Origin of the sequence: Pseudomonas sp. 22082, from assembly GCF_052046055.1 — a bacterium.
Taxonomy (GTDB): domain Bacteria; phylum Pseudomonadota; class Gammaproteobacteria; order Pseudomonadales; family Pseudomonadaceae; genus Aquipseudomonas; species Aquipseudomonas pharyngis.
In genome coordinates this window covers 89,535-109,519 of record NZ_JBQEQB010000020.1, presented here as the reverse complement: position 1 = coordinate 109,519, position 19,985 = coordinate 89,535, and the positions used below count along the sequence as shown (strand labels likewise).

Sequence of the window (19,985 nt, the reverse complement as noted above, 5' to 3'; positions counted from 1 at the left end):
GCGATGCTCACAATTGAGCGGCCCGAGTCTAGATCAGCCACGCGCAACAGGTTGTTGCGAACTTGTAAGCCGACCACGCCTGCAACAACGCCGTGCACCACGGGCAGCTATAGTTAATAGCCTTGGGGAAATCCGCTTCCACAGGTGCTGCCATGGGAATGTTCAATCGACTGCTGTTGTCCGTTTGTCTGCTCGCCGCCACCCAGGCGCAGGCGCTGGACAGCGACTTCAACTACTACGGGGCTGACCAGCCCTTTGCCCACCCTGCTCCACCGTCGCTGTCGGCCCAGCCGCCCCGGCCGTTCGATGACACGCCGCCACAGGATTTCATCGTCGTCCCGGATCGCCACGTGTTCCATGACTCGCAGTTGCCGACCGTGGCTGATGCGACGGTGCGGGTATTCATCCGCACCTACGATGCCGAACGCGGCATTTACGTCAACGACGAAGTGCTGGATCCAACGTGCGTGCTCGAATGCCTGAACCCGCCGAATCCACGCAGCAACGCCGTTTACCACTGACGCTTGTCCGGCCGCGCGAGGCCGAGTTTTTCGATGCGGTAGCGCAGCATGTCGCGGCTCAGGCCCAACAGGCGCGCCGATTTGGTGACGTTCCAGTCGGTCTTGTCGAGCATCTTGCGCACCATGTCGCGCTCGACTTCCGGCAGGTTCATCGATTCGGTGTTGCTCGCCGGGCGCGGTTCGAAGTGCGGGTGCTGCACCTCGTGCTGATGTTGCGGTGGCAGCTCATCGCACAGGCTCATGCACACGTTCAGTTGATGCGCGGCGATGGTGTCGTTTGGCGCCAGCAGCACGGTCTGTTCGAGCATGTTGCGCAGTTCGCGCACGTTGCCCGGCCAGGTGTAACTGAGCAGCAGCTCTTCGGCCTGGTCGCTGAAATGCAGGTTCGGTTTGCCATAGCGTTTGCCGTGGCTGGCAAGAAAGTGCCGGGCCAGCAGCAGGATGTCTTCGCCACGGGCGTACAAGCGCGGGACCTTGATCGAAATGATCCGCAGCCGGAAAAACAGATCACGGCGGAACTTGCCCTGCTGAACCATCTGTTCAAGGTTGCAATTGGTGGCGCTGATCACCCGCAGGTTCACCTTGCGCTCCTTCACCGAGCCGACCCGGCGAATGGTGCGATCCTCCAGCAGCTTCAGCAGCTTGGCCTGGAGCACCAGATCCATTTCACCGATCTCATCGAGAAACAGCGTGCCGCCATCAGCGGCTTCCACCAGCCCGACCCGGCGGTCCTTGGCATCGGTGAACGCACCTTTTTCGTGGCCGAACAGCTCTGATTCCACCAGGTTGGCCGGAATCGACGCGCAGTTGAATTCAATGAACGGGCCTTTGCTGCGCGCGCCGTCGAAATGCAGCGCGCGGGCCACCAGCTCCTTGCCGGTACCGGTTTCGCCCTCCACCAGCACCGGCGGCAGATCGCCGTTGGCCATGCGCCGCTCGGCGTCGAGCAACTGAGCGATGGTGTTCTTCAGATGCAGCATCGGCGCTGACTCGCCGATCAGCGCCTGCACCCCGGATTTCTGCGCCTCGCGCTCCTGGTAGAACGACAGCGTGCGCTCCATCCGCTCAGTGGCCAGGGCCTTGTCCAGCAGCAGTTTGAGTTCCGGCAGCGCAACCGGTTTGGTGACGTAATGAAAGGCGCCCTCCTTCATTGCGACCACCGCGTCTTCGACGTTGCCGTAGCCGGTCATCATGATCACTTTCAGGTCCGGCGCGCTGATGCGCAGCTTCTGGATCAGATCGTGACCGCTCATGCCCGGCAGCGAGTTGTCGGTCAGGACGATGTCCGGCATGAAGCTTTCCAGTTGCCCCAGCGCGTCCTCGGCCGAGTGGCAGACCGTCACCTCGAAGTCTTTGCGCTCCAGGTAGGTCTGAATATTTTCGGCCAACAGTTCGTCATCCTCGACCAGCAGAATGCTGTGTTCCATATTCCCCTCCCGATGCCACTCTAAAGTTGAGACTGACGCGGGTTCCTTCCTGCTCGCGGCTGGTCAGCACGACCGAACCCTGAAACCGCTCCATGATTCGCTTGACCAGCGCCAGGCCGACCCCGAGGCCGCCCTGTTTGGTGGTGAAAAACGGTTTGAACACCTGTTGTTGCTGCTGCGCGCTCATGCCTTTGCCGGTGTCGCTCAGGGTCATGCGCACCTGACCGGACTGCGTCGTTTCAATCTCGACACTGAGCACGCCGCCTCTGGGCATCGCTTCCAGGGCGTTGGCAAACAGGCTATTGAGTATTTGCGTGAGCAGCACCTTTTGACTGACGACCGGCGGGCAACTTTGTGGCGTGAATCGCACTTCGACGCCATTGCGCCGGATCAGCGCGTCAAATGCTCCCAGGGTGTCCTCGACCGCCGCGAGCAGGTCCACCGCCTCGCCGTCGTCACTCATCGGGCGCAACGACACCAGCAGCTCGCGCACCCAGCGCGACATGCGGTCGACCTGGCTGATGATGTCGCCGATGTTGCGCTGTGCCCCCGGGCTGGCGATTTCCTGGGCCAGCTCGGCACTGGAACGAATGGTCGCCAGCGGGTTGCGCAGGCTGTGGGCCACCGCCGAGGACATCTCGCCCAAAGCGACGAAGGTCTCGTTGCTGATCAGCTGCTGTTGCTGGCTCTGCAACAGGCTCGAGGCGCGCCGCACGATCCAGAACAACCCGAGGTAAATCACCGCACCGCCGAGGATGGTCGCGGCCCAGATCGAGGCGAATCCACGGTCGATGCGGTCCACCAGATCCGCCGGTTCCTTGTAGATCTCGACCATGGCGATGACTTTGCTTTTGTCGGCGTTGAACATCGGGATGTAGTTTTCGATGAACAGGTATTTGGGTTCGCGGGACAGCCGCTGCTCGGGTTTTTCATCGTCGATCTTGTGATAGCTGGAAGACACCGGCACTTTCATTTCGAACGACTCGTCCAGTTCGTCGTCATCTTCGATCCTGACGTTGATCAGCTCAGGATTGGTCGACCAGATGATCGTGCGGTCCAGGGCATACACCGTGGCCAGCAGAACGTCGGGCAGGTGTTCGACATGATCGAGAAACTCGGCACGGGCCATTGCATGAGCCAGCAGATCAACGTCGGGGTAGCTGTGATCCTGGCGCGGGTCGAGCATCTCGCCCATGGTCCGCTGCGGCGTGATGTTGGCGTGGCGCATTTCCGCATCGCCGATGGCCTGCACGAATTGCGCCGTGAGCAGCGCGTCCCGCTCCACGCTTTCGGTGACCACGAAACGCGTGGAGATGTAGCCCAGCCCCAGCGCCACGGCCGCGATGATGAAAAAACTCGCCAGCGAAAACCAGCGCAGCAGATTGAACTGCCCGCCCCAGCTCTTGATGGCCGCCAGCGCGAGGTTCGGTGCCGATGTTTTCTGTTCTTCCAGTCGTTGCATGGGGATGCCCTGGCGTTCTGGTATCGAGCCGGTTACAGCCGCCCTCTCGAATGAGTGTAGGTGGCAATGACCGTGACACACGGTTCAATGATGCTATTTAGCCGCTACTGCATACGACTTACCGTTTCGCTGGCAGAACCCGGTTTTACTGGCGTCAATGCCCCGTCGGCCAAGGGCTGCACCGACGGATGCTGACGCTCGGTTTCGGCACTCAGAAAGTCGATGATCGACTGCGCCGAGGCCTCGTCCAGGCGCAGATTGGGCATCGGGATGCGCTCGTATTGCTCGAACAGTTGCAGCGCGATCGGGTCTTTCTCCGCCAGCACGCGATCCGGTTTGCGGATCCAGCGATTGAGCCAGGCCGGGTCACGCTGGCGGGTCACGCCGATCAGGTCCGGGCCGATGTTGCGCATGCCGATGCCTTCGCCATCCTGCGGGCCGAGGCTGTGACACGAAGCGCAGCGGGTACGGAACAGTTCTTCACCATTGCTCGGCGGCCGGATCTGCGGGGCGTCGGCGTAGCTTTCTTCGGTGCTGGCCTGTTTCCAGTTCTGCAGCGTGTTGGCCAGTTGGTCGGCGAGGATCCACGGGTTCTCGAACGGCGAGGCTTTCATCCAGCGCCCGGTGCTCTGGTTACCGACGATCAGGCTCAGGTTGTGATCCTTGGTTCGGCCGTTGTCGACGCCTTCGATAAACAGCCCGAGTTTCTTGCGCAGCTCGGTGACGTCTTCGAACTCGCCGGTGAGGAATTTCCAGCCAGGGCCGACCTTGAAGCGTTGCGCATAGGCCTTGAGCACTTCGGGGGTGTCGCTCAACGGGTCGATGGTGATCGAGTAGAAAAAGATGTCTTTCCCGACCCGGTCCCCCAGCAGTTTCTGCACCTGGCGCAGGCGCGCGGTTTCCAGCGGGCAGGAGTCGCTGCACGAGGTGAAGATGAAGTTGATCACCACCACCTTGTCTTTGATCAGGTCATCGAAAAAGCGCACCTGCCGACCGTCCTGGTCGGTCAGCAGGGTGTTGGGGAAATAGTCGCCACCCCACGGGGTGGCGGATTCACTGGCGCCGTCGGGCTGTGCCTGATGGGCGATGAGCACCTGACTGCCGAGCAGGCAGGTGACCAGCACCAGAATCAGGTGCATGCCCAGGGCGCGGGAGCGCGGCGTTGGCTGGGTCATGTCGGCTCCCTCCCTGCTCATGGTTTCACGGTCACTTGCGGGCCGAAGCCGTCGCCAGTGCGGAAGGTTGGCAGCGCGGCGGAGTTGACGTAGCGCACGCCATCCCAGCTCGGCAGCGGTGTCGGCATCAACTGCAGTTGCCCGGGTTTCTCGAGGTCCCAACGCAGCAGCATCGAGTTGTCCTCATGCTGGGTGTTGTGACAGTGCTCCATGTAGGTCCCGGCAAACTCGCGAAAGTTGATCGCCATCTCGACGCTGTCCAGCCCGTCGGCTTCGGAGCCGATCCGATAGACGTCCTTGCGCGCCCATTTTTCCCACTCAGGCGGGGCCTTGCCGCCACGGCTGAGGATGATCCCCTCCTCGAAGTGCACGTGTACCGGATGACTCCAGCCCGTGCCGCCGGCCTTGATGTTCCACACTTCCAGGGTGCCGATGCCGCTGACTCCGGCGTCGGTCGGGCCGCTGGCCAGTTTTGTCGACGCATTCAACCGGCGCGGGTCCATGTGGAAGCCGAAACCGCCATCGGTCTTGATCGTCCACGGCGCTTCATCGGTGCCGTCGGAGCGCCCGAAGATGAAGGTCCGGTGCAGGGCCTTGGCCAGCAGCGCCTTGTCGGCAGCGTTGTCGCGGTGAATCTTCAGCGGAATCATCACCATGCCTTCGGCCTTGCCCGGTTTGGCCGGTTCGTAGGCCGCCGGGTTCATCGACAGATCCTGGCCGGTATAAGCCTTGACGTTGAGTTGCAGGACCTTGCCCACTACCGGGTCGCCCCGGTCCCATTGCGGGCCTTTGCTGGTCTGCTTGATGACCGCCAGGTATTTCTCCGAAAGCACATCGGCCAGCGGGATCACTTCTTTCGGGCCCTTGCCGTCGTCCTGGGCTTGCAGGTTGACGAAGAACAGCTTGTCGCCCGGTTTGATGCCGTTTTTCGCGAAGTTGACGATGATGTCGAACCGCTCGGCGATGCCCTGGGTCGGCAGAATCGCGTTGTGGTTCTGTTTGTCGCCATCGGCATCGAGGTCCATCGAGCCGTCGAACGGCACGCTGTGTTCCATGATGTTGCCGTCGTTGGCAATCATGTGGAACGGCACGCGGCTGTACGACACGCCGGAGTTTCTCGGTCCCTGGAACTCACCACTGGTGCCTTTGACTTCACGCACCAGCGCAAGCTTGAAGTAGCGTGACACCGAACCGTTGAGAATGCGGAAGCGATAACTGCGGGCCCGCACGTCGAGGGTCGGTTTCCATTGCCAGTTGACCAGCACCTGATCGCCGATGAAGCCATCGATGTTGAACGGGTTGAACCACAACTGGCCCTGCTGATCCCAGGCCTTGTCGGCGAACACCAGGTTGACGTCGTAGTCGCGGTTGCCCCACGGCAAGGCGCTGCCGCTGGGGAAACGCAGGTTGACGCCGTCGTTCACCGATTCGTTGCCACGGTCCAGGGCGCTGTAGTAGTTCATCATCGCCGCGTTGCCCTTGTAGACGTTCTGCGCGGTGAAATCGAGCATGTGGTCGTGGAACCAGTGAGTGCTCATGGTTTCGCGCCAGTCGCCACGAATCTTGATGGTGCCGTGGTCGCAGGTCTTTTTCGCAGGCTGCAGGTCGTTGACCCACAGGGTTTCCCCCGGTGCGCACGGGAATGCGGCGCGTGGATCTTCAGCCTTGGTGTTGATGCTGTCGTAACCGGCGAGCTGGATCGGCCAGCGATAGTCGTAAAACTGGCCGGGGAAGAAGAACGCGTTGGCATAACCGTCGCTTTCCGCTGGCGCGTGGCCGTTGTGCTCGTGGGTGGTGATGGTGTGCAGGCCGAAACCGCGGTTGGCCGATGGGTCGATCGGCAAACCGTTGTAGTGCCGCATCAGCACCGGTTGGCCGTAGCGCACCATCAACAGTTTCGGCGGCAGCGTGCCGTCGAAAGTCCACACCGAGTTATGGTCCTGCACCGGCATCGCCGGGTGGAACCGTGGGTCGACACCCTTGGCTGTGCCATCCGTCGCCGGCACGCCTGCGACGTTGTGGTACAGACCGCCGGGGCCGAACTCGCCCACCGCATAACCGTGCATCTGCCGACTGTCACGCAGGCCGCCGTTCAGACGCGCACCGGTCTGCACGGTCTTGTAGGCGACTTGCGGGTAGAACTCGTTCCAGCGCTGATGAGCCCAGCCTTTTCCCGGTGGCCGGCCTTCGGCGGAGGAACCGATGTGACGATTGAGGAACAGTTCGATCTGCGCCTGCCACGGGTTGCGGTCAACCACGTTGGCGAACTGACTCGGAAATGGCGTGAGCCCCGGTTGACGCAAAAACGCATCCAGCGCCGTGCCGGGAGGCGCGCTGCGGGCGATGTTGTTCGGGTCTTGCGCCGGCGCCGGGCCAATGGCGGCCGGTGGAAAACTCAACGGCGCGGCCGGTGTGGTCGGGTCGAGTTTTTCCGGGCCGAACTCTTCGAACAGCACCAGTTGCTGAGTGAACGGCTGGGCACCGTACAGCGGGCTCGGCTTGCCGTTGGTGGGGTAATTGAAACTGGTCTGGACGGTGGGCGGCAGGATGTTTTCCGTGCGCGTCGTGTCCCGCGTGCCTTTGACCCCGTCGGGCAGATCGAAGGAGTCTTCGTTAGCCTCGGGCATCGTCAGGATGGCGTTGAGGGCGCCGGCGCGGTCTGCGGGCTCGTCGTAATAGGCCGACGGGTCGGACGCTTCCGGCTGATTCTCGTCGTCGATCGGGCTCGCTCGAACCCCGGTCATCTGGCCGAGGGCCAACATCAGGAAGACGCTCAGTGGCGTCAACAGGAAGAGTTTTTTGGGGTCACGCATTGCTCTGTCCATCATCAGCCGCCTCATCTAAGGAAGGGGTGATGGTGTTTTGCAATTACCTCGCCAAAAAATCATTTCCAGTTGTAACAGGGACTTGGACGCGCTGTTGCATTCCCCACTCCCCGGTGACCGGGGCCTGACACCCACTGCTGGGGGAAAGTTCACCCCAATTTACTGAATGAGCTGAAACGCCAGACGAACGGTGGTGCCCTCGCCTTCGCGGCTGTCCAGGCTCACCCCGCCGCCGAAGCGCTCCATGATCCGTTTGACCAGCACCAGCCCCACGCCGAGGCCGCCCTGTTTGGTGGTGAAGAACGGCCGGAACGCCATGCTGCGCTGTTCCTCGTTCATGCCTTTGCCGGTGTCGCTGAGCATGACGCTCACGCCACGGCTGTCGCTCGGTTCGAGGGTGATGGTCAGCGTGCCGCCCTTGTCCATCGCCTCCAGCGCATTGGCCAGCAGGCTGTTGAGGATTTGCGTGAGTTGTACCGGCTGGCTCAGCACCATCGGCGTCTGCTGAGGTTGAAACACCACCTGCACGCCGGCCCTGGCGATCTGCTGCTCGAACGCCGTCAGGCTGTCGTGCAGCGTCGCCACCAGGTTCACCGGTTCCGGGTCGTCATTGAGCGGTCGCAACGATTGCAGCAGTTCGCGCACCCACTTCGACATGCGGTCGACCTGGCCGATGATGTCCTTGATGTTCTTCTGTGCCGGCCCCGCGTCGAACTCCAGCGCCAGCTCGGCGCTGGAGCGAATGGTCGCCAGCGGATTGCGCAGACTGTGGGCCACCGCCGAAGACATCTCGCCCAGCGCGACAAAGGTTTCGTTGGCGATCAGTTGTTTTTGCTGGGCCGCCAGCAGAATCGCCGCCCGCCGCACGATCCAGTACAGCCCCAGGTAAATCAGCCCGCCGCCCAGCGCGGTGGCCAGCCAGATCAGCGTCAGCCCACGCTCCATGCGGGCGATCAGATCCTTGGGCTCTTTATAGATTTCAACCATCGCCGTGACGTTCTTGCCCTCGGCGTCGAACAGCGGGATGTAGTTTTCGATGAAGATGTATTCCGGCGGCACCACGAACTTTTGTTCTTCACGGGCCTTGTCGACGTCGTGATAGCTGGCCGAGACCGGGATCTTTTCATCGAAGGCCCGGTCGAGGTCTTCGTCGGCATGAATCCGGGTGTTGATCAGCGCCGGGTTGGTCGACCAGATCACGGTACGGTCCGGCGCATAAATGTTGGCGAGGATCACATCCGGCAAATGCTCGATGTGATCAAGAAACTCACCTCTGGCGCTGGCTCGGGCCTGCGGGTCGACATCGGGAAAATCGTTGTCCTGACGAGGGTCGAGCAACTCGCCCATGGTGCGGATATTGGGAATCGAGACGTGGCGCACTTCCGCCGACGCAATCGCCTGAATGAACTGCGCGGTCAGCAGGGCATCGCGCTGCACGCTTTCTTCGATCACGAACCGTGTCGACACCGCCCCAAGCGCCACCGCCACGGTGCCGATCACCGCCATGCTGATCAATGAAAACCAGCGCAACAGGTTGAACGGCTGCTTGCGCGAGTTCAGCCGCTGGCTGCCCTCCTCGACCGGTAGCGATTGTGACTGCATGTTCATGGCGGCGACTTCCCGAAACGTCCCTATAGGGTTATAGCCCACGGTTGGGTGTTTGCCCGGATGCGGGGGGTGAACGGCCCCACACTCAGCCGATTTCCCGGTCAGGGAAAAACCGCCAGGCGTTCATGCCCCCACAATCCCCAATCCTGGGGACAGTCGCCCTATCCGGGCATGCGTCCTTTTCCCCCACGACGAGCCTCGAACCCTTGCGCCACGGGCCTTTGCCGCCGGTTGGCCAATCGTTGGTATGGAAGTTGTAAAGCCCTCAGCAACTGACCCAACCCCACGGGGCAGGTACTTCGATAGAGGGATTAACTCATGCACCCTTTACTGTCCAAAACCGCGACCGTCCTGGTCGTGAGCGCCTTGGCCCAGGGCATTGCCCAGGCCGCTCTGTTCGCCGTCGATCCGGGTCCCTACACACCGGCCAATGGCGGTTTCGCCAGCTGGTATCAGGACAGCCACGGTCGCACCCTGGATCTGTGCCTGTCCAAAGCACTCAGCTCCCGCGTACCGAGCACACCCGGCGCCCCGTCGTACATGTGCTCGCTGCTGCCGACCCCCGGCGTGTTCGATGACGCGCAGCCGATCGTGTTCCCCACCAACTTCCCCGATGAAGCGTTCTGGTTCACCGGCGAAACCACCGTCGTCGATGCAGCACGCGGCATCGACCTGACTTACGTCAGCGCCGTCGAAGCCGCGTTCGGCGGCGGCGACCCCGCAGAGGGCGACCAGATCAGCTTCGCCCGAATCCGCATCCGGGTCGACGTGCCCACCGCCGGCACCTACGTCATCACCCACCCGTACGGCGTCGATGTGTTCACCGTCGATACCCCCGGCCGGCGCGCCATCAACATGACCCGCGACATCGGCATCGGTACCCCGCAAACCTACGACGGCGCGCTCAAGGGTGACATCGGGCCGTTCCTGCGCAGTGTCAACGGGCCGTACACCGAGACCAATCCGCTGACCGGCGCGGCCGAACAGTTTGTTGGCGATCCGAACCTCAACGAAGCGGTCACCGGCAGCCCGTTCAACACCAACTACGTACGCATCGAAGGCCCGGGCGGCATCGACCTGCGCAGCACGACCTTCGCCGTGTCCGGCAAGTTGTCGACAGTGGTGCGGCCAACGCCTCTGATCACCGAGCGCAGCACCTACTCGCGCAAGCCCGGCGAAAGCGCACCAGTGGCCCAACAAGACGTGTTCGTCAAAGCACCGCCCGCGCCGGGCACCGCCGCCATCACCAGCAGCACGCCCGTGGTGAACATGACAGAAGCCGACAGCACCGGCAGCTGGTACGCGCAATCGGCGGTCAACCCGACCTTGCCGGCCGTGCTGCAAGTGACCGCCGACAACCACCTGGCGATCGCCACCAGTTCGCCGACCACCCTGCCCATGAACCTGACCGACCTGGTGGTGATCCAGCGCGCCGAGTACAGCCTCACTTCCGGGCAATTGACCGTGGTGGCCTCGACCAGTGACGAAACCTCGCCACCGGTGCTCACCGCCACCTCCGGCACCGGCGCCACCATCGGTGCGCTGGGCGGTGATGGCGCGGTGAAAACCCTGGCCACCGGGATCACGCCGATTCCACCGGCCAAGGTTCGGGTGACGTCGTCCAACGGCGGCAGCGATACCGAAGAAGTGGTCATCGTGCAATGAACGCTCACATGCCCAGATCCGCATCAGGAGGCATCATGAACAAGTGGCCACGCTTCGCGCTCAACGCGCTCGGGCTGACAATCTCGCTGACCGGCAGTGCGTTCGCGCAACTGGCCGCCGTCGATCCCGGCCCCTACACCTTCGCCACCGGGAAATTCCCGATGTGGTACCAGGACAACAATCAGCTGTCGATGGAGCTTTGCCAGTCGCGCGCCGCCAGTTCCCGGGTGCCGGCCAGCACCCCGCCGGCGTACATGTGCACCCTGCTGCCGGAACCAGGCATCTTCGATGACAGCCTGCCGATGGTGTTCCCCGACAACTGGCCGCCGGAAGCCTTCTGGTTCCTGGCTGAAACCGCGATCCCCAACAACGGCGCCGGTTTCGGCGTAGACGCCTACGTCGCAGGCATCGAAGCGGCGTTCGCCTCGGAAAATCCGGTCGATGGCGATCAGCAAAGCTTCGCGCGGATCCGCATCCGGGTGAACGTCCCGGTGGCCGGCACCTACACCATCACCCACCCGTACGGCGTTGAAACCGTCAACGTCACCACACCGGGCCGGCGGGCGATCAACATCACCAGAGACATCGGCATCGGCGCGCCGGGCGACTTCAGCGGTGCGCTCAACGGCGCTCTCGGCCCGTTCCTGCGCAGCATCAACGGGCCGTATACCGAAGTGAACCCGGACACCGGCGGCGTCGAAACCTTCGTCGGCGACCCGAATCTCACCGAAGCGGTGACCGGCAGCCCGTTCAACACCAACTTCCTGCGGATCGATGGTCCGTCGGGTGCCGGCTCGATTCAGACCAACCTGTTCACCGTCGCCGGCAAGGTCCTCGACAACCGTCAGCAAACCCAAGTCGCCATCGACCGCGCCACCTATCGCCGGACCTCGGCCGGTGTTCGCGCCGAGGTGTTCGCCAAGGCTGACAGCAGCTCGACCCTGTGCTTCCGCGAAACCGTGGCGTTGCTGCCCGGCCCACCGCCGACGCCGTGCCAGACCAGTCTGCTGGGTGACAACAACGGGCTGTTCTTCGGCCAGCGCCTGGGCAACGGCCCCCTGCCGTCGGTGGTGGTCGTGACCGCGTCCAACCCGGCCGGCACGACCCGTCCGACCGCCGTCTCGGCCAAACTCACCGACGTGGTGAAAATCCAGACCGCCCGCTACAGCTGGGCCAACCACAGCCTGTTGATCGAAGCCACCTCGACCGATGAAGTCGCGGTGCCGGACATGGTTGCCCAGGGTTACGGACGCCTGTCGAAAACCGGCACCCTGCAAAAAATCACCGTCGCCGACCTGACCCAGCCTCCGGCCACCGTCACGGTCAAATCCGCCGCCGGCGGCAGCGACACCGAGCCAGTCGTGGTGGTCGGTGCAGCACCGGACACCGGTGAGAACCAGGCGCCGCTGGCCAACGCCGACACCGGCAGCACCAGCTTCGGCGTGCCGATCACCCTCAGCCTGTTGACCAACGACAGCGACCCGGACAACAACGTGCCGCTGACCATCACCGCGCTGACTCAACCGGCCGCAGGCCAAGGCACCGTCGCGCTGAGCGGCACCACGTCGGTGGTCTACACCCCGCCAGCCGTGGTCAATACTCCTCTGACCACCACCTTCACCTACAAGGCCCAGGACAACAAAGGCCTGGCCTCGGCCAACCCGGCGACCGTGACGGTGACCGTCGCGCCGAACCGGCCACCGACCGCCGTCGCCGACAGCGTCGCCACGCTGGGTGTCGCGATCCCGATCAACGTCCTGGCCAACGACACCGATCCGGAAGGCAACACGCCGCTGGGCGTCGCCAGCCTGACCCAACCGCCGGCAGGACGCGGCACGGTCAGCACTGACGGCACGGTGATCACCTACACCCCACCGGCCACCGTGACCACGGCCTTCACCACGACCTTCACCTACATCGCCCGGGACAGCTTCAACGCCCAGTCGACGCCGGCGACCGTCACGGTGCAAGTGTCGCCACGGCCAGCAGCGGAAACCTTCACGATCACCACTTCGACCGTGCAAGCCCGTTCCGGCGGCCGCTTCAACTGGGACTTCGCCGGCACCTCGTCGGTGACCACCGGCAACACCATCACCGTGCAGGTCACCACCCCGACCGGGCTGGTAACGCTGGGCACCACCACGGTACCGGTGACCGGACGCTGGCGGCTGACGCTGAACAACACGCTGGTCGTGCCATCAGCCAACCCGACCGCCACCATCCGCTCGTCCCAGGGCACCGTTCGCACCGTCTCGGTGAACACGCTCTGAGCCCACGCCCCACCCAACCCACACCGCTTGGCGCGGGGTGGGTGGGGCTGACTCAGCCACGATTTCGGATTCGGGCAGCACACAACACAGGACAACGCCATGAACACGCCGACCGCCGCCCTGCTTTGCCTGCTCGCCCTGTGCGTCAGTGCGGGCGTGCGCGCCGACGACCTGATGGAAAACGATGACCTGGCGCCCAACAGCGCCGATCTCGGCGAACTGCCACCCCCCGTGGGCCAGCAAGCCCTGATCGACCAGAACGGCCAGGTCAACCTGGCGCTGCTCTCGCAGAACGGTCAGTCGCTGCTGGGCAGGATCGTGCAGTCGGGCAGCAATCAGGAGGCGTACATCCTGCAACAAGGCAGCGACCTGATGGCCCTGATTACGCAAAACGGTTCCGGCAACGCCGCGTCCATCACGCAAACCGGCAGCCACAACCGTGCGCAGATTTCGCAAAACGGCAACAACAACGACGCCAGCATCGAGCAGGCCGGCACGGGGCTGCAAAGCGCCGTGACCCAGTCGGGCAACGGCATGAGCGTTTCGGTCAAGCAATATCGCTAAGCACTGCAATCATCGGAGAGTTCATCATGTACAAACTGACGCCCCTCACCGCCGCCATCCTGGTCATGATCAGTGCCCAGGCCATGGCCGACGACAGCCTTTCCACCCAGAGCCAGTTCGGTACGGCCAACATCGCTGATGTGAAGCAGACCCAGGCCCCGTTCAGCACCGCGACCCAGACCCAACTGGGCCAGGGCAACAACGCCGCCGCCGTGCAGGACACCGCCACCAGCGTCATCACCCAGGACGCGGTCGGCGACTACAACGCCGGTTACGCCGAACAGCTTTTCGAAAACAACAGCACCATCACCCAACAACAGACCGGTGCCTTCAACACCGCCCACGCCAGCCAGTCCCTGGGTTTCGGCGCCGGCAACCAGGCGCTGCAACAACAGCAAGGCACCGGCAACTTCTCGTTCGTCTATCAGGACTCGCAGAACGGCAGCGAAGGCAAGACCTTCCAGTTCGGCGACAGCAACGAAGCCAACATCGAGCAACTGTACGAAGGCACCGGCAACAGCTCGGTGATCACCCAGTACGGCACCGCCAACTACGGCACCGCCGAACAAGTGCTGCACAACGGCGGCCAGATCGGCATCAACCAGGCCGGCGAAGGCAACTACGCCTACGGCGACCAGCGCAACGGCACCGGCGGCAACATCACCATCAACCAGTTCGGCAACCTCAACGGCACCGAAATCTGGCAAGACTCGCAACTGGCAAGCCAAGCCACCGTCAACCAGTACGGCGACAGCAACGAAACCGTGGTCGACCAAAGCTTCGGCGAAAACAACACCGCCGCCGTCACTCAGGTCGGTAACACCAACGCGATCTATGCCGACCAGTTCGAATCGGTCAACTCGGCGCTGGCGCTGTATCAGGTCGGCAACGGCAACGTGCACTTCACCTACCAGAACGGCGACAGCCACACCCTCAACGCCACCTCGGTGGGCAACGACAACAAGGTCTACGCCAGCAACTGGAAAGGCCCGCAACTGGGCGGCCAGTTCGGCAGCAACCAGCGCGCCACCGTCACCCAGGCCGGCAACGGCAACATCGCCAGCTTCAAACAGGACGGCATCGGCCAGATCATGACCACCCACCAGACCGGCACTGGCAACAAGACCACGGTCAGCCAGGCAGATTCCTACAACGAGCTGTACTTCGATCAGAACGGCAGCGACAACATCCTCATCGCCGACCAGCGCGGCACCACCAACCTGGTTCAGGGCTCATCGAACGGTTCGGGCAACAGCGCCGAATTCGATCAATCCGGCACCGGCAACCAGGCCTACACCGCGCAGCTGTATGGCAGCGACAACATGATCACCGTGAAACAGGCTGACACTATGAACGTGGCGTACGTGACCCAGGGCGGCACCGGGAACATTGCCAATGTGGATCAGAGCGGGATGACGCAGACCGCGACCATTCAGCAGTTTGGGTCGGCTAACCAGGCGACGGTTTTGCAGCAGTAAGTGTTGGGTAAAAAAAAGCCGCGGTCCCCGGGTGAGGGGATCGCGGCTTCTTTATGCCAGCAGGACGATTCAGCCTTCGCTGCTCTTTGTGATGCCGAACATCATGCCGGTGTACCGAGTGGTCGTCGCTGAGTAGTGGAGGTCGCCTACCTTACGCTCGACACTTTTCTCAGAGTCGATTTTCGCGACGGACTCATTAAAGATTTCCATCACGATTTTTTTGTTCTCCTCCAATGAAACGTCAGGATTGAGAGCCTCAGTGGCGGCGAGCAGAACAGCTAACGGTTGCAGCAAATTCTCCTGCCCCATGGAAACATTAATGATCACCATATCCACGTTGCCGTCACTCTTATCAATGGTCCCCATCATCGACAGGTTTTGATTGAAAACATGCGAGAACGTATCAGTGGCCCCACCACCCTGGACGTCGAAATCCGCAGTCTTGAACTCCTCCTTGTATTGACCGATTGCGTCGTTGAACGCGTTATGGAACTCGTTGACTGTCAAACCCATGGAGTTCATTGAACGTGCGGTGTTGTTCTCGGCGCTAATGGCACTGGTCGTAGCTTCGACAGCAGCCACTGGCTCAAGATCTTCAGATTTCGGGTTGAGGTAATCAACCAGGGCAGAAGCAAGAAACATAAAACCCAACCCGCCCATGAATAAGTCCATCGAGTCGGGACCTTGCCGGTCTTCTTGCTCTTGAAGACCGTCGGCGCAATCAAGCCAACCACCGCCACCACCAAAGACAGCAATCCAAACAACGACACCAACCCTATCAGTGCAACCACTAGCTCATTCCTTTTGTTTAGATATACGACTTGAAACTGATGGCATTCTAACCTCACAGCTTTGGAGAAACACACGGCTGCGTCCTACGGAAAACGGAACGTTTTCAGAAATTCGAGGAGTTTTCTGACGAATTCTGGCGGTTGGCCGTCGGAAGTGCAGGCTCTAGGATTTGCCGGGACAACTTGATCCCCATGGAGCTTGGCCTACATGCAATTCATCCAGACAGCGATACCGTTACCGAATAGACTTCCCGGCACCACACCCGGAGGTTCCATGATCGACCCGTCTTTGATCGACCCACTGTGCCCGGTTGTTTCGGATCTTGGTCCTGAGGAGCAGGCTGCGAGTTATGACCGTTGGTTGATCGCCAAAATACAAGCTTCCATGAATGACCCACGTCCGAGCATTCCTAATGATCAGGTGATGGCCGAAATGCATGCCCTGATGGAAGCAAAGCGTAAAAAATACGATGCAGGTTGAGTGGCAGCCCGAAGCTCGGGCTGAACTCCTGCACATTCTTGACTACATCAGTGACCGTAACTTCAAAGCGGCTAACAAGCTCTCAAACGCTATCGAAGCCGCCACGGTTACCCTTACCAAACATCCACACCTCTATCGAGTGGGGCGAACTCCCGGCACTCGCGAGATGGTCGTGCATCCCAACTACTTGCTCATTTACCAAGCGGTGGGCCGGATACATATTCTGGGCGTTGTGCACGCACGTCAGGAATATCCGTGATGTGGCGCTCGGTCACAGAATGAATAACCCCACTGAAGCAAAAAATGCGCTCCCTTTTGGGGGCGTTTTTTTCGCTGGTGCTTGAGTCGTTGATCGTTCCCACGTCGAACCGACTCGGGAAATGCCTCAAGGGACGCACCGCGTTCCAGCTCGCGAATTTGACGCGGAGCGTCCGGGCTGCATTCCCACGCAGAGCGTGGGAATGATCAAACCATGAATGTGGCGTATGTGGCCCGGGGCGGGATGACGCAAACTGCGAACATTCATCAGTGCGGGTCGGCTAACCAGGCGACGATGTTACAGCAGAAAGTCTGAGGCATAAAAAACCGCGATCCTCTGGTGAGAGGACGCGCGGTCTTTATACCCCTGTGTAACGTCGGTCAATCTGGCATAGAACGAATAATGTCGGCCAGATCATCCTTGGTTATTCCATTGGCCTTAATAGCAGCGGCAATGTCATTTTTTGAAAGCGGGAAACGCTTGAAAATTTCTTTCAAGGTGTCCGCATCAACGTTGGCCAACCAGAGAGGATCGATAAATGAACCGCCATATTCAGGCTTCATGGGTACTTCTTCGTGGGCAATGGCGCCTTTATGGTTGAGATACACCACATAACGATCATGCCCTTCAGGAAAGCTTTTATCGTGATATAGCGTAGTCCCCAGAGGCAGGACATAGTAATTCTCGTCGCCATTTGGACCTTCGATCAGCAACGGTTCTTTAGTTTTGATCATTTTCATATCGTGCCCCTTCGCAATATCGTCAAAAATCAGAAACGCCAAAAAAATTGCATTTACGGATAAAACAGCCACCAGCCACAGGCCCAATCGCCTATTTGTAAACATTTTTCTTATCATAGGGGGCCTCTGTATTCGCTTCGAGCATGGCTTGTAAATCCGCTGGCATGAAAATCCCATCCTTCGGACTACTCTGCGTACGTGCGGCTTGTCTTTCGATAAAAGAAAGACCTCGCATCTCGTTATATTTCGCCGGGTTCTGCACAATTGACTTACCCGAAACCTTTGCCCCTGCGATTGTCACAGTTGTGCAGTTATTTGTCGTCGGATGATAGTTGGATGGCAAGACATACCTTGCTGATGACGCAGTCTTTTTTCTCTGCTCTTTTTGCAGAGCAACAATAGCGTCGAAATGAGCGATCACAGCCTCAGCCTTTGTATTATCCAAAAAATAAACAAAGCCTGTTGTTGTACGCCCCAGACTGTTCTCACCAGAGATATACGCTCTGAAGGAAGTCCAAACGTTCAGCACACCTTCACCCTCGCTATCGAATGTGCCCCACGTCTTTCCATAGCGACCAAAGTCATAGGTAATGTCTTTACTACCGACTACGACATGTAAAGCTGCGTGTCCGAAAGGATGTTCTTCTTTATCGCGAGTATAGGGACCACCCACCAGTATTTCCATATAGGCTCCGGACACGACTACCTGGTTGGTCTTCGTAGTTTTCCCTGATGTGCCTGCATTTTTTGCCGTCTGGGTTGTGCTGGTAGTTTTAGTAGGCTGAACCATTAAAGATGTTCCGTATCTTCAAGTTTCGGAAATTTTATGCTGCAACTTCCTCTGGGAATATTTTCCACACGCATGAAACCATTATCGTCAAGGGTGCCTGTCATTAAGGTTCCATCGGGAAGTGTCAGTTCATACGCCTCGTTGGCGATAGGCTCATCTCTTTCGTTAAGCAGATGAAACTCGACAAAAGTCTTTTCTTTCAGAAACTGCGACAGAAAGCTGGTGGGAGCACCGCCACCAGACTCACCAACGAAGGTATCCGGTGAGCCAGCCGTGATCGTCGCTCCACATGCTGTTTGCGAGCCAACATGTGCAACATCCTTCCCCAATCCGAAAACATGGGGCGCGCCTGTCGTTATGGGGTTACTGCCGTGAACAGGGCAAGCATAGGTATCACCTACCAAGGCCACTGGCATTGAGTTAACAAAAATGGGGCTTGATCCAGTGATGATATTTCCGCCGTGACTACCTGGATCTCCGAGCCTTGCGACTGGCTTTCCTGCCATCAATTCTCTCCTTTGAATATCACGATCTACGGATCTTACCTGAACTTTTATGCATCCTGAACGAACGATATTTGAATTGAATTCTTGCTCGCTGCCTCAAGATTTTCGTATTTGCGTTCCATTTCCTCCATCAATAACCGAATCTCGGCCATTGCCTGCTCATGAGAAATGTTTGGACGCGGGTCGTCGATTGACGCTTGGACTTCGGCACGGAACCACCGGTCGTAGCTGGCGGCCTGCTCTTCGCTTTCGAAGTCTGAAACGATTGTGGATATTAGGGGATCCATGGTGGCTCCGGATTGAAAGTGAAGAACGCGACCTTGTTCTTGGATCGCGTTCTTTTTTGTTTCTGATGGCTCTCAAGCTATTGGGGACTATCTAATGGTTTCTCCGGACAGATCAGAGAGTCGGCCCAGTCCAGCACTGCTTGATGGTCAATCACCCGATCAGCATCCACATCGTCCATCGCCTCCAAGGTAAGTCGACTATGTTCTGATTCGAAGGGACTTGGTTTCTGTACCGAGCTATTCATCGTTCAGCTCGACGTGATCCAAGGCCTGATTTACGGCCAATTCACCCAGCATGAGGATCTGCGCGATGCCCAGGGCGGTCTTGCGATGGGCCGGGTCGAGGGTGGCGGCGAAGTTGTTGAGCATTTCGCTGGCCGAGCCCAGGGATTCACTGGCGTTGGCGAGCAGGGATTCGGTGTTGTAGGCCGGGTTGGCGAGGTACATCGGGGCGGGTTCGTTGACGCTGCCCATGATGTGGGCGCCGGGGCAGAGGTAATGATCGAGGGCGCGTTCGGCGGCTTCGTGGAGTTTTCTGGAGTGGGCGGAGGTGTATGGGGAGGTTGGGTCGGTTTCGGGGTTGGCTTGGGTTTCGGGTGGGTTGGGTGTTGGTTTCTTCATGATTTTTACCCTGTATGACGGTTATAGCTGGCCCTATTCGGTTTCCAAGCGAATAGGTGGCAGCTGTACGCAGGCTGGAAACCCGGGACAGAGCAACCCGGCAGACACGAGGTCTCCTACGCACAGCCGCCATAACAAAGCGCACACCATGAGGGTGCGCAGGATACGTTATGAATGGCGCTTGTGCGCTCTGTTGTTACGCGGGTTTCCATGCCCGATCACTGAATTGGCAGCGACCGAAACAGGCTAGAGCCCGCGCTTCCGACGGACAACCTGAAAACCTTGTGGGAAGGATCGCTGAAACAGACACAACTTTTAAACATTCGAGAATGGGACGCGGAGCGTCCCCGGCTGCATTCCCACGCGGAGCGTGGGAACGATCAAACACGATGAGCGTTAGCTCGAGTACCGCTCTTGACGTGCCGGCCCCTTCGGAAGGCTGAGTGGAGGGATTCATCCGGGGGTGGGAGCGCAGCGACCGTGCGGCGAAGCCGCATGCATCGAGAGGAGGTGCA

Annotated in this window: 18 protein-coding genes and 1 pseudogene; 7 read left to right on the top strand and 12 right to left on the bottom strand. The window is 60.2% G+C overall.

Going from position 1 to position 19,985, the window contains the following annotated elements; translation table 11 throughout:
* The first annotated feature begins 152 nt into the window (after positions 1-152).
* Positions 153-521, top strand: a complete 369-nt coding sequence (locus ACTJK9_RS22020) for a hypothetical protein (protein ID WP_440816187.1) — start codon at positions 153-155, stop codon at positions 519-521.
* Here ACTJK9_RS22020 and ACTJK9_RS22015 read toward each other — a convergent pair.
* From ACTJK9_RS22015 to ACTJK9_RS21995, 5 genes are all read right to left on the bottom strand, one after another.
* Positions 512-1,948, bottom strand: a complete 1,437-nt coding sequence (locus tag ACTJK9_RS22015; protein WP_064595188.1) for a sigma-54-dependent transcriptional regulator — start codon at positions 1,946-1,948, stop codon at positions 512-514. The genes ACTJK9_RS22020 and ACTJK9_RS22015 overlap by 10 nt on opposite strands.
* Positions 1,917-3,410 carry a sensor histidine kinase gene (locus tag ACTJK9_RS22010; RefSeq protein ID WP_064595187.1) on the bottom strand — a complete coding sequence of 498 codons (1,494 nt, stop codon included), beginning with the start codon at positions 3,408-3,410 and terminating at the stop codon, positions 1,917-1,919. The genes ACTJK9_RS22015 and ACTJK9_RS22010 overlap by 32 nt, the downstream gene beginning before the upstream one ends.
* A 104-nt stretch (positions 3,411-3,514) precedes the next feature.
* Complete coding sequence (locus ACTJK9_RS22005) at positions 3,515-4,585, bottom strand: SCO family protein (protein ID WP_440816183.1); 1,071 nt, start codon at positions 4,583-4,585, stop codon at positions 3,515-3,517.
* A 17-nt stretch (positions 4,586-4,602) separates the two neighbouring features.
* Positions 4,603-7,410, bottom strand: a complete 2,808-nt coding sequence (locus tag ACTJK9_RS22000) for a multicopper oxidase domain-containing protein (protein WP_440816237.1) — start codon at positions 7,408-7,410, stop codon at positions 4,603-4,605.
* 159 nt (positions 7,411-7,569) lie between these two features.
* Positions 7,570-9,018 carry a sensor histidine kinase gene (locus tag ACTJK9_RS21995; RefSeq protein ID WP_440816180.1) on the bottom strand — a complete coding sequence of 483 codons (1,449 nt, stop codon included), beginning with the start codon at positions 9,016-9,018 and terminating at the stop codon, positions 7,570-7,572.
* Between the two features lie 318 nt (positions 9,019-9,336).
* Here ACTJK9_RS21995 and ACTJK9_RS21990 point away from each other — a divergent pair, with 318 nt between their 5' ends.
* From ACTJK9_RS21990 to ACTJK9_RS21975, 4 genes are all read left to right on the top strand, one after another.
* Positions 9,337-10,683, top strand: a complete 1,347-nt coding sequence (locus tag ACTJK9_RS21990) for a hypothetical protein (protein ID WP_221399321.1) — start codon at positions 9,337-9,339, stop codon at positions 10,681-10,683.
* A gap of 35 nt (positions 10,684-10,718) precedes the next feature.
* Positions 10,719-12,953 carry an Ig-like domain-containing protein gene (locus ACTJK9_RS21985; RefSeq protein WP_440816176.1) on the top strand — a complete coding sequence of 745 codons (2,235 nt, stop codon included), beginning with the start codon at positions 10,719-10,721 and terminating at the stop codon, positions 12,951-12,953.
* A 99-nt stretch (positions 12,954-13,052) separates the two neighbouring features.
* Positions 13,053-13,517: a curlin gene (locus ACTJK9_RS21980; protein WP_064595177.1), complete on the top strand. Its 465-nt coding sequence runs from the start codon at positions 13,053-13,055 to the stop codon at positions 13,515-13,517.
* Between the two features lie 26 nt (positions 13,518-13,543).
* Complete coding sequence (locus ACTJK9_RS21975; protein ID WP_440816174.1) at positions 13,544-14,995, top strand: curlin; 1,452 nt, start codon at positions 13,544-13,546, stop codon at positions 14,993-14,995.
* A 69-nt stretch (positions 14,996-15,064) separates the two neighbouring features.
* Here the strand turns inward: ACTJK9_RS21975 and ACTJK9_RS21970 are convergent, their stop codons facing one another.
* A complete protein-coding gene (locus ACTJK9_RS21970; RefSeq protein ID WP_440816172.1) occupies positions 15,065-15,667 on the bottom strand; it encodes a hypothetical protein in 603 nt (200 codons plus the stop codon).
* A gap of 393 nt (positions 15,668-16,060) precedes the next feature.
* Here ACTJK9_RS21970 and relB (ACTJK9_RS21965) point away from each other — a divergent pair, with 393 nt between their 5' ends.
* Both relB (ACTJK9_RS21965) and ACTJK9_RS21960 read left to right on the top strand, forming a co-directional pair.
* Positions 16,061-16,267, top strand: coding sequence for a type II toxin-antitoxin system RelB family antitoxin (gene relB / locus ACTJK9_RS21965; RefSeq protein WP_085613439.1), 207 nt, complete (start codon positions 16,061-16,063; stop codon positions 16,265-16,267).
* Positions 16,257-16,526 (top strand): type II toxin-antitoxin system RelE/ParE family toxin, encoded by a 270-nt coding sequence (locus ACTJK9_RS21960; RefSeq protein ID WP_085613438.1) that lies wholly within the window; start codon positions 16,257-16,259, stop codon positions 16,524-16,526. The genes relB (ACTJK9_RS21965) and ACTJK9_RS21960 overlap by 11 nt, the downstream gene beginning before the upstream one ends.
* A 380-nt stretch (positions 16,527-16,906) precedes the next feature.
* Here the strand turns inward: ACTJK9_RS21960 and ACTJK9_RS21955 are convergent, their stop codons facing one another.
* The 6 genes and pseudogenes from ACTJK9_RS21955 to ACTJK9_RS21930 form a co-directional block, all read right to left on the bottom strand.
* Complete coding sequence (locus ACTJK9_RS21955) at positions 16,907-17,266, bottom strand: hypothetical protein (RefSeq protein ID WP_256575378.1); 360 nt, start codon at positions 17,264-17,266, stop codon at positions 16,907-16,909.
* Positions 17,267-17,357: 91 nt separating this feature from the next.
* Positions 17,358-18,056 (bottom strand): hypothetical protein, encoded by a 699-nt coding sequence (locus ACTJK9_RS21950; RefSeq protein ID WP_143492993.1) that lies wholly within the window; start codon positions 18,054-18,056, stop codon positions 17,358-17,360.
* Positions 18,056-18,562: a PAAR domain-containing protein gene (locus ACTJK9_RS21945; protein WP_085613436.1), complete on the bottom strand. Its 507-nt coding sequence runs from the start codon at positions 18,560-18,562 to the stop codon at positions 18,056-18,058. Before ACTJK9_RS21945 ends, ACTJK9_RS21950 begins: the two co-directional genes overlap by 1 nt.
* A gap of 47 nt (positions 18,563-18,609) precedes the next feature.
* On the bottom strand, positions 18,610-18,849 hold the full coding sequence (relB, locus tag ACTJK9_RS21940; RefSeq protein ID WP_085613435.1) for a type II toxin-antitoxin system RelB family antitoxin: 240 nt from the start codon (positions 18,847-18,849) through the stop codon (positions 18,610-18,612).
* 77 nt (positions 18,850-18,926) lie between these two features.
* A pseudogene (locus ACTJK9_RS21935) lies at positions 18,927-19,061 on the bottom strand (CopG family transcriptional regulator); the annotation flags it as partial.
* 25 nt (positions 19,062-19,086) lie between these two features.
* Positions 19,087-19,470, bottom strand: a complete 384-nt coding sequence (locus ACTJK9_RS21930; RefSeq protein ID WP_085613434.1) for a DUF6124 family protein — start codon at positions 19,468-19,470, stop codon at positions 19,087-19,089.
* Positions 19,471-19,985: the final 515 nt, after the last annotated feature.

Bases quoted from the DNA above. Each gene is read 5' to 3' on its own strand.
- ACTJK9_RS22005 (WP_440816183.1), bottom strand. From the start codon at position 4,585: ATGACCCAGCCAACGCCGCGCTCCCGCGCCCTGGGCATGCACCTGATT.
- ACTJK9_RS21945 (WP_085613436.1), bottom strand. From the start codon at position 18,562: ATGGCAGGAAAGCCAGTCGCAAGGCTCGGAGATCCAGGTAGTCACGGC.
- relB (WP_085613435.1), bottom strand. From the start codon at position 18,849: ATGGATCCCCTAATATCCACAATCGTTTCAGACTTCGAAAGCGAAGAG.
- ACTJK9_RS21980 (WP_064595177.1), top strand. From the start codon at position 13,053: ATGAACACGCCGACCGCCGCCCTGCTTTGCCTGCTCGCCCTGTGCGTC.
- ACTJK9_RS21970 (WP_440816172.1), bottom strand. From the start codon at position 15,667: ATGGACTTATTCATGGGCGGGTTGGGTTTTATGTTTCTTGCTTCTGCC.
- ACTJK9_RS22020 (WP_440816187.1), top strand. From the start codon at position 153: ATGGGAATGTTCAATCGACTGCTGTTGTCCGTTTGTCTGCTCGCCGCC.
- relB (WP_085613439.1), top strand. From the start codon at position 16,061: ATGATCGACCCGTCTTTGATCGACCCACTGTGCCCGGTTGTTTCGGAT.
- ACTJK9_RS21960 (WP_085613438.1), top strand. From the start codon at position 16,257: ATGCAGGTTGAGTGGCAGCCCGAAGCTCGGGCTGAACTCCTGCACATT.
- ACTJK9_RS21930 (WP_085613434.1), bottom strand. From the start codon at position 19,470: ATGAAGAAACCAACACCCAACCCACCCGAAACCCAAGCCAACCCCGAA.
- ACTJK9_RS22015 (WP_064595188.1), bottom strand. From the start codon at position 1,948: ATGGAACACAGCATTCTGCTGGTCGAGGATGACGAACTGTTGGCCGAA.
- ACTJK9_RS21995 (WP_440816180.1), bottom strand. From the start codon at position 9,018: ATGAACATGCAGTCACAATCGCTACCGGTCGAGGAGGGCAGCCAGCGG.
- ACTJK9_RS21985 (WP_440816176.1), top strand. From the start codon at position 10,719: ATGAACAAGTGGCCACGCTTCGCGCTCAACGCGCTCGGGCTGACAATC.
- ACTJK9_RS21990 (WP_221399321.1), top strand. From the start codon at position 9,337: ATGCACCCTTTACTGTCCAAAACCGCGACCGTCCTGGTCGTGAGCGCC.
- ACTJK9_RS21955 (WP_256575378.1), bottom strand. From the start codon at position 17,266: ATGAAAATGATCAAAACTAAAGAACCGTTGCTGATCGAAGGTCCAAAT.
- ACTJK9_RS22010 (WP_064595187.1), bottom strand. From the start codon at position 3,410: ATGCAACGACTGGAAGAACAGAAAACATCGGCACCGAACCTCGCGCTG.
- ACTJK9_RS22000 (WP_440816237.1), bottom strand. From the start codon at position 7,410: ATGGACAGAGCAATGCGTGACCCCAAAAAACTCTTCCTGTTGACGCCA.
- ACTJK9_RS21950 (WP_143492993.1), bottom strand. From the start codon at position 18,056: ATGGTTCAGCCTACTAAAACTACCAGCACAACCCAGACGGCAAAAAAT.
- ACTJK9_RS21975 (WP_440816174.1), top strand. From the start codon at position 13,544: ATGTACAAACTGACGCCCCTCACCGCCGCCATCCTGGTCATGATCAGT.